The sequence below is a fragment of the Neptunomonas sp. genome, assembly GCF_016744175.1.
Lineage (GTDB): Bacteria > Pseudomonadota > Gammaproteobacteria > Pseudomonadales > Balneatricaceae > Neptunomonas.
Genome location: NZ_JADGEV010000025.1, coordinates 1 through 13,479, shown reverse-complemented (window position 1 = coordinate 13,479; position 13,479 = coordinate 1). Strand labels below are relative to the sequence as shown.

The 13,479-nt window shown below is 45.3% G+C and carries 8 protein-coding genes; 4 read left to right on the top strand and 4 right to left on the bottom strand.

The window, feature by feature from the left end; genetic code table 11:
* The 4 genes from QZZ55_RS12285 to QZZ55_RS12270 all read right to left on the bottom strand — a co-directional run.
* Nucleotides 1–2,847 (bottom strand): FAD-binding and (Fe-S)-binding domain-containing protein (locus QZZ55_RS12285; RefSeq protein WP_293267627.1); only part of this gene is annotated, 2,847 nt, incomplete at its 3' end.
* Nucleotides 2,848–2,970: 123 nt separating this feature from the next.
* Nucleotides 2,971–4,359 (bottom strand): TRAP transporter large permease subunit, encoded by a 1,389-nt coding sequence (locus QZZ55_RS12280; RefSeq protein WP_293267669.1) that lies wholly within the window; start codon nt 4,357–4,359, stop codon nt 2,971–2,973.
* Nucleotides 4,360–4,361: 2 nt separating this feature from the next.
* Nucleotides 4,362–4,886, bottom strand: a complete 525-nt coding sequence (locus QZZ55_RS12275) for a TRAP transporter small permease subunit (protein ID WP_293267626.1) — start codon at nt 4,884–4,886, stop codon at nt 4,362–4,364.
* Nucleotides 4,887–4,980: 94 nt separating this feature from the next.
* Entirely contained in the window at nt 4,981–6,048 is a 1,068-nt protein-coding gene (locus QZZ55_RS12270) for a TRAP transporter substrate-binding protein (protein WP_293267625.1), read from the bottom strand.
* Nucleotides 6,049–6,450: 402 nt separating this feature from the next.
* Between QZZ55_RS12270 and pdhR the strand changes: the two genes are divergently transcribed.
* The 4 genes from pdhR (at nt 6,451) to wecB (ending at nt 13,451) form a co-directional block, all read left to right on the top strand.
* Nucleotides 6,451–7,209, top strand: a complete 759-nt coding sequence (gene pdhR / locus QZZ55_RS12265; RefSeq protein ID WP_293267624.1) for a pyruvate dehydrogenase complex transcriptional repressor PdhR — start codon at nt 6,451–6,453, stop codon at nt 7,207–7,209.
* 263 nt (nt 7,210–7,472) lie between these two features.
* Nucleotides 7,473–10,133 carry a pyruvate dehydrogenase (acetyl-transferring), homodimeric type gene (gene aceE / locus QZZ55_RS12260; RefSeq protein ID WP_293267623.1) on the top strand — a complete coding sequence of 887 codons (2,661 nt, stop codon included), beginning with the start codon at nt 7,473–7,475 and terminating at the stop codon, nt 10,131–10,133.
* A 91-nt stretch (nt 10,134–10,224) separates the two neighbouring features.
* On the top strand, nt 10,225–12,162 hold the full coding sequence (gene aceF, locus QZZ55_RS12255; RefSeq protein ID WP_293267622.1) for a pyruvate dehydrogenase complex dihydrolipoyllysine-residue acetyltransferase: 1,938 nt from the start codon (nt 10,225–10,227) through the stop codon (nt 12,160–12,162).
* 152 nt (nt 12,163–12,314) lie between these two features.
* Entirely contained in the window at nt 12,315–13,451 is a 1,137-nt protein-coding gene (wecB, locus tag QZZ55_RS12250; protein WP_366512320.1) for a UDP-N-acetylglucosamine 2-epimerase (non-hydrolyzing), read from the top strand.
* Nucleotides 13,452–13,479: the final 28 nt, after the last annotated feature.

Genomic DNA, 13,479 nt, shown 5'->3' with positions numbered 1-13,479 from the left:
TTGACTCAATTTTGGTTGAGTACAGCGATCAACGAGATAAATGATTGATTTGTAATCAATTCCACTGTGGTGGCTTAAACCAATTTCGCAGGTGCGACTGGTTGAATAGCCCGTATCACAGCGTTGTACAGCACCTTTAAGTGTACGTAATGCTGATGTGTTTAATTCAGGGGTTGAAAAGCCTTTGTCGCCAGCGAAACCACAGCACGTTATTTGGTCTGGAATAACAACCTGTGTTGAGCATGCTGACATGATACGTTTGAGTTTCTCTGCTTGTCCCATGCGAGTAGCACTACAGGTAATATGTAGTGCAACAGGTTCATTACAAGCAGTGAACAGTAAGCGATCCATTAGGAACTCATCAATGAAATCGACGGTATCGTAGAGTTTGATACGTGAGTCGATTTTATCCTTCAATAGTAAGCTACAAGGGCTGGTGTCAGAATACACAGGAATCACGCCGTTTTCAGTGACCTTAAGCAATACTCTTTCAATTTCGGTTGATTTGGAGTCTGCTGCTGCAAACATCCCCTTAGATTGGAATGGCATACCGCAGCACAAGTTATCCATATCAGGCGGGTAGATGACATCGAAACCTGCTTTGCGTAGCAGCGCTTCTGTTTTGTCGGCCAAAGGCGTTTGGTCGGCTTCACCTCTTGCTGGCCCCATCGTGCGGCTGGCGCAGCTCGGTAAATAAACCACTTTATGTGCAGAGCTAGTCGCACTGTTAGGTGTGGTTGGTTGGGGTGTGATTTTAGGTGCACCAGTGGGCATTGACGGAGTCCATTGCTGAATACGCCCCCCTGATAGCTTGCGAGATGAGCCAGTAATGGCTGACATTGCCTTCGTGCCTATTAGGCCATGAGTGGCATCCGCCGCGGCAAAGGTAAACCGACTGGCTTTTGCTAATGTGCCATAGTGGTCGGCTAGCCATTGAGCCAGTTTGGAATGTTTTTCGTTGTTTTGGCTGCGAATTGAGCGCGTTAAATCGCCAGTATTAATACCAACAGGGCAGGTTGTCGAGCATAAGCCGCAGGCTGCGCAAGTATCAGTACCTTGGTATTTGTATTCTTGGCGTAATTCTTCGAGCCGGCTAGGGTCTGCATTAGGCGTAAAGCTAGCGGCTTCAAGGCGAGCAATCTCGCGCCAAATGACAATGCGTTGTCGTGGTGTGAGTGTCAGCGCGCGAGAAGGGCATGTCGGTTCACAAAAACCGCACTCAATACATTTATCAATTATCGGATCAGCGGGCGGTAATGGCTTTAAGTTTTCAAGATGAACATGGTTGTTTCTGTTGAGTAAAACACCTGGATTTAAGATGTTTTTCGGGTCTAAAAGCTCTTTTAGCTCCCACATTAACTGATAGGCTTCTTTGCCCCACTCCAGCTCAACAAACGGGGCCATATTTCGGCCCGTACCGTGTTCTGCTTTCAGTGATCCATCATAAGTGCCAACCACCATGTGAGCAACATCAGCCATTAATCCATCATAGCGCTCTATTTCAGCGGGTGTATCAAATGCTTGAGTGAAAACGAAATGCAGATTCCCTTCCAATGCATGACCAAAAATAAGCGCTTCATCGTAATGCCACTTTTTAAACAGCTGGTGAAGGTCGTTAACGGCATCCGCAAGTTGTTCTACAGGAAAAGCGACATCTTCGATGATTACTGTTGTGCCAGTAAGGCGAACAGCCCCTACTGCTGGAAATAAGCCTTTACGTATGGCCCAAAACTTAGCGTACTCTTCAGGCTTGTTGGTGAATTCAATGGGGCGGGTGGTCTCAAGATTGGCAATTGATGCTTTTATCGCTTCAACTTGCTTCGCTAGCGCGTCAGGATCTGCTGAGCGCGTTTCAACAAGCAAGGCGGCAGCATCTTCAGGCAGATCTTTGATGAAATCAGGCATGCCTGGCTTTTCTTCAACAGAGCGTAACCCTGCTCGGTCCATTAGTTCTACGGCTGATACCGGTGTTTTCTTGAGAATAGCGACTGCTTCGCAAGTCGTGCGAACGGTATTAAAAAAGATCAAGGCGGAGGCTTTATTTGGGTGCTCATCAACCGTTCGGTAGGTGATCTCGGACATAAACCCAAGTGTGCCTTCAGAACCAATCATAAGGTGTTGAAGTATATCGAGAGGATCGGTGTAATCTACCAGTGAATTGAGAGCGTAGCCTGTCGTATTTTTTAAGCGATATTTATGATGAATACGATCATGAAGTGCCTTGTTGGCACGGGTTTGCAGACTTAGCGCTTCTAATGCATCCAGTAGTGGTTTATGAGATTGCTTAAACTGCTTTATTGAATCAGTACTGCCTGTATCCACCTGTGTGCCATCGGCCAGAACAAGTTTCATACTTTTTAGCGTTTTGTAGCTATTTTGTGCAGTTCCGCAGCACATGCCGCTGGCATTGTTGGCTGCAATTCCGCCAATCATAGCGGCATTAATAGACGCAGGATCAGGTCCGATCTTTTTATTGAAGGGAGCAAGGTAGCTATTTGCTTGCCCTCCAATAACACCAGGTTGAAGGCTGATTTCACTAGCGTCAGCGTTGATATGATAGTTTTTCCAGCCATCACCCAGCTGAATAAGTACTGAGTCGGTAATCGCTTGGCCTGATAGGCTGGTGCCTGCGGCTCTAAATGTTACGGGCACTTGAGTTTTGTTGGCCAGTTTTACGATACTAGCGACATCTTGTTCGCTTTCTGCTCTCACCACTATTTGTGGGATTAAGCGATAAAAGCTCGCATCTGTGCCAAAGGCTAGGGTACGTAATGGATCGGTAATTAAGCGCTCTTCAGGAATGAATTGCTGAAGCTCAGCCAGAAAATTTTGATGTGTCTGTTTCATATTATTCACTGAGGCCACTTAAGTGGACGTTTGATGAGTGTGTGTGCTTAAAAGACGAGCACGGCTTTATAGGCCGCGGCATCAGCTGGGATGCCGCGGGTATACATCATGCGTTGTGGTACGCTATTTGGCGTAGGCGATAGCCGGTAGCCAAAGTACGAGTTGTGGCCAGAAAACCAAAATGAACAAGGCAATTAACTGTAGGCCGATGAAAGGCAGAACACCCTTGTAAATATCTTTTAACTTGACGTTTGGAGGGCACACGCCTTTTAGATAGAAAAGGGCAAAGCCTACCGGTGGTGTTAAGAAGGATGTCTGTAATGCCATGGCGACCAGCATCACGAACCACACCAGTTCTGGATTATCGACCACACCATAACCATTAATATCTAAGCCCAAGGCCGATATGACCGGTGCTAACAGCGGTAGAATAATCAGTGTGATTTCGATCCAGTCTAGGAAGAAACCTAGCAAGAAAATCACACCAAGAATAAAGAAGATAATACCGTAAGGGCCAAACGGAAGGCCGGTCAGGAATGACTCTATAAGCTCATCACCGCCCAGTTCACGTAATACCAAAGCAAAGCATGTCGCACCGATGAAGATAGCGAAGATGTATGCGGTGGTGTTCAGTGTTCCACCCATAACTTCTTTCAGTACTGGGATGCTAAAGCGACGGTTATAGATCGCTAATATGGTTGCGCCCATTGCACCAACGCCCGAGGCTTCTGTTGGTGTAGCAAAACCACCAAAGATAGAACCTAATACAACAAAAATGAGTAACAGGGTTGGTAGTACTGCTTTGAGTACATTAAGAATGATGGGCCAGCTAACGGGCTTAGCATCAGACGGAACAGGCGCCGCGCTAGGCTTAAAGAATGCATAAAGTAAAATGTAAGTAATATACATGCCACCTAGCATTAACCCAGGGAATACCGCACCCATGAACAAGTCACCTACTGAAAGGCCTAGTTGATCTGCCATGATAACTAGCATGATGCTGGGTGGTATCAGAATACCCAGCGTACCTGCTGATGCAATCGTACCTAATGCCAACGGCATCGAATAACCCTGCTTGGTCATCGATGGTAAAGACATAACAGCAAGCAATACAACTGAAGCACCAATGATACCTGTTGATGCAGCCAAGATAATACCGATGGCTGTCACGGTAACGGCTAAGCCTCCACGAACACGGCCAAACAGTTCTTGCATTGAATGCATTAATTTTTCTGCAACACCGGACTTATCAAGCATAATACCCATGAAGATAAACATAGGTAATGCGACCAGAATCCAGTTATCCATGATCTTCCACAGACGATTCACAACCAAGCCAAGCGTGGTGTAATCGAGCCCTGTCATGGTGTCTAAATTAGCATCGGCAAATTGGCCGATAAAAGCAAAGATAATACCGACGCCGCCTAGAACCCAAGCAACAGGAATACCGGTAAAAAGAAGAGCGATGAATGATAAGAACATCGCAATGACCATAATTTCATTGGCGTCCATCATTATTCTCCACGTATCAGTAAAACAGTATCACGATATAGACGTGACAGAACGGCAAGGCCGAGTAAAGCAAAGCTCACAGGAATAACCCCTTTGATAACCCAGCGGTAAGGTAAGCCAGATGGGGATTGAGAGCTCTCATTGATACGATAAGATTCATAAAAGAAATCAAGACTATGCGCAAAAATAATAACAATGAAAGGTAAAACTAAAATCAAAATGCCGAGAATTTCGATGATGTGCTTTGTACGTGCCCGAAAGTGAGAGTAAAAGAGATCTACACGAATATGCGAATTAGTGGTTTGCGCATAAGAGAGACCAAACATAACACCGACTGCATAGAGGTGCCATTGAAGCTCTTCAAATATGATTAAACCGTTTGAAAATCCTTTTCGAAGCACGACCTGCAAAATGATTACAAGAACCAGCAGGACGTAGCACCAAGCAACTGACATACCGATGCGCTGGATAAAGCGATCGATCTTATCGGCTAAAGGTACTGAGGGGAGAGTGTCGTTCTCAGTCACAGGAAGGTACCTACATCGATTATTATTGTATGAAAATAAGGCAGACAGTGAATCACTGTCTGCCTGGGCTTACGTGTTGCTGTTAATAGAGCTATTAACGGCTACGTGGTAGGAATGCGTTTGATTCCCACAAGTTATAACCTGTGCGGAATGTATTCAGATCATCCCAAACCTTTTTGAAGAAAGGATCAGCTGCAGATTTCTCAACAACAACTTCGTCCCACTTCTCTTCAAAAGCAGCAAGCATTGTGTCGTTCCAGTAGCGAATTTCAACACCGTTCTCTTTAGCTTTAGCCATAACAGGGAACTGCATTGCTTCACCTTCAGCAATGGCGTTTGTCATAGATGCTTTACAAGTGTTTTCAACCGTAGCCTGTTGGCCTTTAGACATTTTTCCCCACGCATCTTTGTTGACTAGCAACTCGAAGATAGTCGCTTGCTGATGCCAGCCAGGGAAGTAGTTGTATTTCATGATTTTATGGAAACCAAGACGCTGATCGATAGCTGGCTGAGAGAACTCAGATGCATCGATAGCACCTTTCTCAAGAGCACCGAAGATTTCACCGCCAGGTAGCTGTGATGTAGAAACACCCATTTTTTCCATGACCGAAGCGCCAAGGCCGAAGAAACGCATGTTCAGGCCTTTAAGGTCAGCAGGGGTGTTGATTTCTTTATTGAACCAACCTGATGTTTCTGGAGAAATAATAGCGCATGGAATGACTTTAACGTTGAAGCCATTTGTGTCGTACATTTCTTGATAAAGTTTCAGGCCGTTACCGTAGTACATCCACGCCATGTATTCGCCGGCTTCAGGGCCGAAAGGTACCGCTGAGAAGAGAGCCGCTGCTGGCATTTTACCCTGCCAGTAACCTGCTGTTGCGTAACCAGAGTTAACTTTACCTGATGATACAGCATCGAGGATTTCAGGAGGGCTTACTAGTTTACCTGGCTCATAGATTTTCATCTTCATTTTGCCGTCAGTCACTAGTTTTAGCTGGTCTGCAACCCAAACAATAGGGGTGCCGAGTGCTGGCAAGTGTGAGCCAAAAGCAATCGGAGTTTTCAATAACATTTTATCAGCTGCCTGAGCTGGCATCATAGCGGTTGCTGCAACACCTGCGAGTACAGCAGTAGAGATCACAGACTTGGTAAACTTTTTCATGTCTCATCCTCAATATCGATTTTTTTTTTTTTAATACTCGGTACTGAATATACAACAGATTCGTTGTTATAACAGTCTTATAAAATGTACTTGCTAAATTGGTATTACCAATTTACCATCATTTGTGTAGCTACTGTATTTTTTTTAACCAGTGCTTGTCAATGCTTTTATAAACTAAATATATATTGGTTTTATCGTTGATAAGCGCTAGTTTCGTATTTAACTTAGCACTGTAATACTGGTATGACCAATTGTGCATGTGCGAAATAAATACCTTTTTAGACGATAGTTATATGAGTCTCTAAGTAGTAATACTGAGTAAGGGTAAGTGTAGAAAAACTATATGACAGTTTCTCTGTGCTGAAGACTATTAATCGAGTAAGTGGTTGGAAGAATAAGAACATGGCGTATCAAAAGGTCAGGCAGCCAAAAATATCAGATGTCATCGTAGAAAGAATGGAAGAGATGATACTAGAGGGAACCTTAAAACCTGGGCAGAAACTGTTACCTGAAAGAGAGTTGTCTACTCAATTTGAAGTGTCCCGGCCCTCTTTGCGTGAGGCGATACAAAAGCTAACGGCTAAAGGCTTGTTGGTAAGTCGCCAAGGGGGCGGTACATATGTATCAGAGGATTTAGGTGGCTCCTTTATGGATCCTCTGCTCGAGCTCTTTAAAAGCCACCCGGAAGCGCAATATGATTTGCTTGAGTTCCGCCACGCGTTGGAAGGTGTGACGGCATACTATGCCGCGCTGCGTAGTACGCCCGCTGATAAAAAAGCAATAAAAACCAGCTATGACGCATTGCAAGTTCATCACGAAAATAAAGATTTTGAAAAAGAAGTGGCGGCAGATAGCGATTTTCATCTGACCATCGCTGCGTCCACGCATAATATGGTGCTTCTTCATATTATGCGGGCTCTGTTTGGCCTGTTGCGCCAGCATATCGGAGATAACTTACAAAATGTTTACCCCAAGCCCGGTTATAGACAAAAAATACACGAGCAGCACCTTAAACTGATGGAAGCTATTTTTTCAGGTGAGCCTGATCTTGCGCAAAAGGCAGCGCATGACCATCTGGCTTATGTTGAAGAGTCGTTACTTGAGCAGGGTAAAGAAAATACACGAGTAGAAAGAGCGCTGCGACGTTCTACACATACATAACGAGACTTTGGTCTATTAATACATTTATGTATAAATACTACATAAAGGGTGTTTTATGACCTGTATCAGTACGTTTTGTAGACATAATCCATAAAATTTTGTAGTATTACTACAAATGAAAAGAAGGAAGATCGTGCTGCAGCGCAGCATTGAAAGCTTCCCAAGAAAAAAGCAGGCTCAGTTTGCGCTTTTAGCATTAAAAAGAAGCCTGCTATTTATAACTACAAGGGATAAGTGCTTAAAGCATACGTGGAGAAGGCAACGTGCAAGAACAATTTATTGAAGATATCGATCCAATTGAAACAACAGAATGGTTAGAAGCGCTTGAATCAGTCGCAAATAATGATGGCGATGAGCGTGCTCGGTTTTTATTAGCACAACTAGGGCGTAAAGCGTCTGATATGGGTGTTGATAGTATAGGTTCTGTTACTACACCTTACCGTAATACCATCTCTTCTAAAGATGAAGTCCGCATGCCGGGCGATTTGTTTATGGAACGCCGCATCCGTTCATTCATTCGTTGGAATGCAATGGCGATGGTTATGCGAGCGAATGATAACAAAGATGGCCTTGGTGGCCATATTTCTAGTTTTTCTTCTTCTGCAACATTGTACGACATTGGTTTTAACTACTTTTTCCGCGGTAACGAAGGCGAGCAAGATTCAGATATGGTGTTTTTCCAGGGACATATATCCCCGGGTATTTATGCACGTGCTTATCTTGAAGGCCGTTTAACGGAAGATCAGCTTGATAACTTCCGTCGTGAAGTGGATGGACATGGTCTTTCTTCTTATCCGCATCCGTGGTTAATGCCTGATTTTTGGCAGTTCCCAACCGTATCAATGGGCCTTGGCCCTATTCAAGCGATATACCAAGCGCATGTGATGCGTTATCTCTCTGCGCGTAGCCTCATTAACCGTGGCGACCGTAAAGTGTGGGCGTTCTTGGGTGATGGTGAGTGTGATGAGCCAGAATCTTTGGGTGCAATTGCACTGGCGGGCCGTGAACAGCTAGAGAATCTCGTATTCGTCATCAACTGTAACCTACAGCGCCTAGATGGGCCTGTTCGTGGTAACGGAAAAATTGTTCAAGAGCTCGAAGGTGTATTTCGCGGTGCGGGTTGGAACGTTATTAAGTGCTTGTGGGGCCGTCATTGGGATCCACTATTTGAAAAAGATGAGCACGGTTTATTGCAAAAACGTATGGATGAGGTTTGCGATGGTGAATTGCAAAACTTTAAAGCCAACGGCGGCGCATACACGCGTGAGCACTTCTTCGGAAAATATCCTGAACTATTAGAAATGGTTAAGGATATGTCTGATGACGAGATCATGAATCTTAACCGTGGTGGTCATGATCCGTATAAAGTATATGCCGCTTATCAGCAGGCAACGAACAGCACAGGTCGTCCTACCGTAATCCTAGCGCAAACAGTTAAAGGTTACGGTACAGGTAAATCTGGCGAAGCGAAAAACGATACTCACTCAATGAAGAAAGTGGCGATAGAAGATCTTAAAGACTTCCGTGATCGTTTCTCTATTCCATTGAATGATGAACAGTTGAAAGAGGTGCCTTACTACCGTCCTTCAGCTGAATCACCAGAAATGAAGTACATGCTAGAGCGCCGTAAAAAATTGGGTGGTTTCTATCCCGTACGTCGCAACGAAGTTCAGCAGCTTGAAACGCCGCCACTAGAAGCTTTCTCTAATAACCTTAAAGGAAGTGGAGAACGTGAGCTCTCAACGCAAATGTCATTGAACCGTGTATTGAATACACTGGTAAAAGATAAAAATATCGGTGAGCGCATCGTTCCTATTATTCCGGACGAAGCACGTACTTTCGGTATGGAAGGTATGTTCCGTCAGTTAGGTATTTATACCTCGGAAGGCCAGCGTTATGTACCGCATGATAGCGACCAGATCATGTTCTACAAAGAATCTAAAACAGGCCAGATTCTTGAAGAGGGTATTAACGAAGCCGGTGCAACGTCTGCGTGGATTGCCTGTGCAACATCCTACGCAAACAACAACTGCCCGATGATTCCGTTCTACATCTTCTATTCGATGTTTGGTTTCCAGCGTGTGATGGACTTGATCTGGGCAGCCGGTGATATGCAGGCACGTGGGTTCTTGATCGGTGCCACGGCAGGCCGTACAACCTTGAACGGTGAAGGTTTACAGCATCAGGATGGCCACAGTCACTTGATGGCACAGATGATTCCTAACTGCGTATCGTATGACCCTACGTATGGTTACGAGTTAACAGTGATCATTCAGGACGGTATTCGTCGTATGTATCACGAAGGCGAAAATCGCTTCTACTACATCACTACCATGAACGAAAACTATTCACACCCTGAGATGCCTACTGGCGCTGAAGAAGGCATCATTAAAGGTATGTACATGCTCAAAGAAGGTAAAAACGCCGAGCTAAAAGTACAGTTGATGGGTTGCGGTACTATCTTGCGTGAAGTTGAAGAAGCTGGTGTGATCTTGCGTGAAGAGTACGGTATCGAATCTGACGTATGGAGCACAACATCTATCAACGAATTGCGTCGTGATGCGCAGGGTGTTGAGCGTTATAACATGTTGCACCCAGAAGCAGAGCCACAAGTGGCTTACGTTACTGAGTGTCTGAAAGACCGTCAGGGGCCTGTGATTGCAGCAACAGATTACATTCGTTTGTATGCTGATCAGCTTCGTGAGTACATTCCTGCGCGTTATAAAGTGTTGGGTACTGATGGTTACGGTCGCTCTGATACACGTGCAAAACTACGTGAATTCTTCGAAGTTAATCGTTATTACGTAGTCGTTGCAGCGCTAAAAGCACTACAAGAAGATGGCAAGGTAGAAGCTTCAGTCGTCGCTAAAGCCATGCAGAAATTCAATCTCAACTCAGAAAAACCAGCGCCGTGGACTGTATAAGTCCTGATAAATGCCCGGGCGTGTGCTCGGGCCTGCTGATTTTACAAATTGAATTGAACGCAATGGCGAAAAACGAACAGAGGACATTATCGTGAGCACAATCACAATTACAGTTCCAGACTTAAGCGGCGCAGAAGACGTTGATGTAATCGAAGTATTGGTGAAGCCGGGTGACGTAGTCGCTGAAGGCGATAGCCTGATTGCACTTGAGACAGATAAAGCATCAATGGAAGTGCCAGCAGATCAAGCCGGTACGGTTGTAGAAGTAACCGTTAAAGAAGGCGATACCTGCAACGAAGGTGACGTTATTTTAACATTAAACACAGGTGCTGCTGAAGTTGCTGCTCCTGTAGCTGCTCCAGTTGAAACGGCTCCGGTTGCCGCAGCACCTGCACCAGCTGCTGTCGCGGCACCTACAGCTACATCAATCGAGCAGGTTTTAGTACCAGACTTGAGTGGCGCAGCCGATGTAGATGTTATCGAAGTCATGGTTAAGCCAGGTGACGTGATCGAAGAGGGCGATAGTATTATCGCGCTAGAAACGGACAAAGCTTCAATGGAAGTGCCTGCTCCCATGGGCGGTAAAGTTGTTGAAGTAAAAATTGCTGAAGGTGGTACGTGCAGCGAAGGTGATTTATTAATACTGCTAGAAGTAGGTGGCAGTGCTGCTGCACCGGTTGCTCAGTCTGCTGTAGCTGCGCCTGCTGCTTCACCTGCGCCAGTTGCCGCGCCTGCAGCACCCGTTGCTGGTGGTGCAGAAGATGTGTTGGTACCTGATTTAAGCGGTGCTACCGACGTCGATGTTATCGAAGTCATGGTGAAAGTGGGTGATGTAATTGCAGAAGGCGATAGCCTAATTGCATTAGAAACTGATAAAGCATCAATGGAAGTACCGGCGCCTAAAGGCGGCACGGTAAAAGAAGTTAAGATTACCGAAGGCAGTACCTGTAACGAAGGCGATGTGCTTATTGTTCTTGAAGTAGCCGGAAGTGCTGCGGCTCCTGCTCCTGTTGCTGCTTCGGCACCTGCTCCTTTAGCGGCCTCAGCGCCGGCGCCAGCACCTACTGCTGCGGCTCCGGTTGCTAATCAAGCGGCGCTTGAGAAGAAAAACCGAAAAGTAAATGCTGGGCCTGCAGTACGTGCAACCGCACGTGAGTACGGTGTTGATTTGAGCGAAGTAAAAGGCACCGGGCGTAATGGACGTGTTCTTAAAGAAGACGTGCAAGCCTACGTGAAAAGCTCACTCAAGCAGCTCAAAGAAAAACCGGCTGCAGCAGCGGTAACGGGTGGTTCGGGTATACCGGCTATTCCTGCTGTTGATTTCAGTAAGTTTGGTGAAATCGAAAAAGTTAAGCTGACTAAAATCGGTAAGCTAACCGCTGCAAATATGTCTCGCTGCTGGTTGAATATCCCGCATGTGACTCAGTTTGATGATGCTGACATCACCGAGCTAGAAGCATTCCGTAAAGGTATGAAAGAAGAAGCGTTAAAATCAGGTGTTAAATTAACGCCGCTTCCTTTCATGATCAAAGCGGTTGCCAAAGCCTTGGCTGAAAATCCAAAATTCAATGCATCACTGGATGCAGACGGTGAACACATCGTCTACAAAAAATACATCAACATCGGTCTGGCTGTTGATACGCCTAACGGCTTGATGGTGCCTGTGATCAAAGATGCGGATAAAAAATCAATTTACGAGTTGTCTTTGGAAGCAAACGAATTGGCGGGTAAAGCAAAAAATCGCAAGCTCAAGCCAAATGAAATGCAAGGTGCATGCTTCACAATTTCTAGTTTAGGTGGTATTGGCGGTACTGGTTTTACGCCAATCGTTAACGCGCCTGAAGTAGGGATTCTGGGTGTTTCGAAAGCAGATATTAAACCCCGTTGGAACGGTAAAGAATTTGAGCCGCGCATGATGTTGCCACTGTGTTTGTCGTACGATCACCGTGCAATAAATGGCAGCGATGCCGGCCGTTTCCTTACTTATCTAAATAGCTTGCTGACTGACATCCGTCGTTTGATGTTGTGATGCCATGTAATGTTTTAGCAAGTCCCTTGGCTTAGCTTACGGGGTTCCGAAAGGAACCCCGTTTTTTTTGGCTTGTAGTACGTATCTTGGGTGTTGTGCCTTGCAACATTTAGCGTAAAAAGTTAGTTTAACGGCATTAAATATGACTGCGTATGGATACTATGAAAAAGATATTGACGGTTTTCGGCACACGTCCCGAAGCGATTAAAATGGCGCCTTTGGTAAAAGCGTTGGCACAGGAGTCAGGCGATCAGATAGATAGCCGCGTGTGTGTAACGGCTCAGCATCGTGAAATGTTAGATCAGGTATTGGAGCTTTTCGAAATAAAGCCTGATTATGACTTAAACATAATGAAGCCTGGCCAAGATCTTTTTGATGTGACTACTCGTATTTTGTTGGGTATACGCGAAGTACTGCGTGAATTTAAGCCTGATGTTGTATTAGTACATGGTGACACCAGTACCACCTTTTCTACGGCCTTGGCTGCATTTTACGAGCAGATACCTGTTGGGCATGTAGAAGCAGGGTTAAGAACCGGCAACATATACTCACCATGGCCAGAAGAAGCCAATAGAAAGCTAACCGCAACGCTGACTAAGTGGCATTTTGCGCCGACACAGTTATCGTATCAAAATTTGCTTGATGAAAAAGTACCGGCAGAGTATCTCTCCATAACCGGTAATACGGTGATAGATGCCTTGCATTGGGTGGTTGATAAAATCGCCACAGATAGCTCGCTTGAATCAACGTTATCATCGCGCTTTCCTTTCCTTGATGAGAGTAAAAAACTCATATTAGTAACAGGGCATCGCCGTGAGTCTTTTGGTGGCGGCTTTGAGCGTATTTGCGAAGCATTAGCAGATATCGCCAAACGATACCCGGAATCACAAATTGTGTACCCGGTACACTTAAATCCTAACGTACAAGAGCCTGTTAATCGGCTTTTGAAGGGCGTGGATAATATTTACCTTATAGACCCGCAAGATTACCTACCCTTTGTTTATCTAATGAATCGTAGTTACCTAATTCTGACCGACTCGGGTGGTATTCAAGAAGAGGCGCCATCTCTTGGTAAACCGGTGTTGGTGATGCGAGATAATACCGAGCGCCCTGAAGCAGTTGATGCTGGCACGGTAGAGCTGGTAGGTACCGACTATGAAAGAATCGTAGCGGGTGTGGTCGAGTTAATGGAATCACAAGAAAAATATGACTCCATGGCAAGAGCCATAAACCCTTACGGTGATGGTACGGCATGCAAGAAAATTGTAGATGCACTTAAGCAGAGCTGAGTGAATAGGTTTGGATGCTTAAGCAGAG

What these genes read in the sequence shown, in the direction of transcription:
- QZZ55_RS12280 (WP_293267669.1), bottom strand. Translation starts at nt 4,359, where the DNA reads ATGGACGCCAATGAAATTATGGTCATTGCGATGTTCTTATCATTCATC.
- QZZ55_RS12270 (WP_293267625.1), bottom strand. Translation starts at nt 6,048, where the DNA reads ATGAAAAAGTTTACCAAGTCTGTGATCTCTACTGCTGTACTCGCAGGT.
- pdhR (WP_293267624.1), top strand. Translation starts at nt 6,451, where the DNA reads ATGGCGTATCAAAAGGTCAGGCAGCCAAAAATATCAGATGTCATCGTA.
- wecB (WP_366512320.1), top strand. Translation starts at nt 12,315, where the DNA reads ATGGATACTATGAAAAAGATATTGACGGTTTTCGGCACACGTCCCGAA.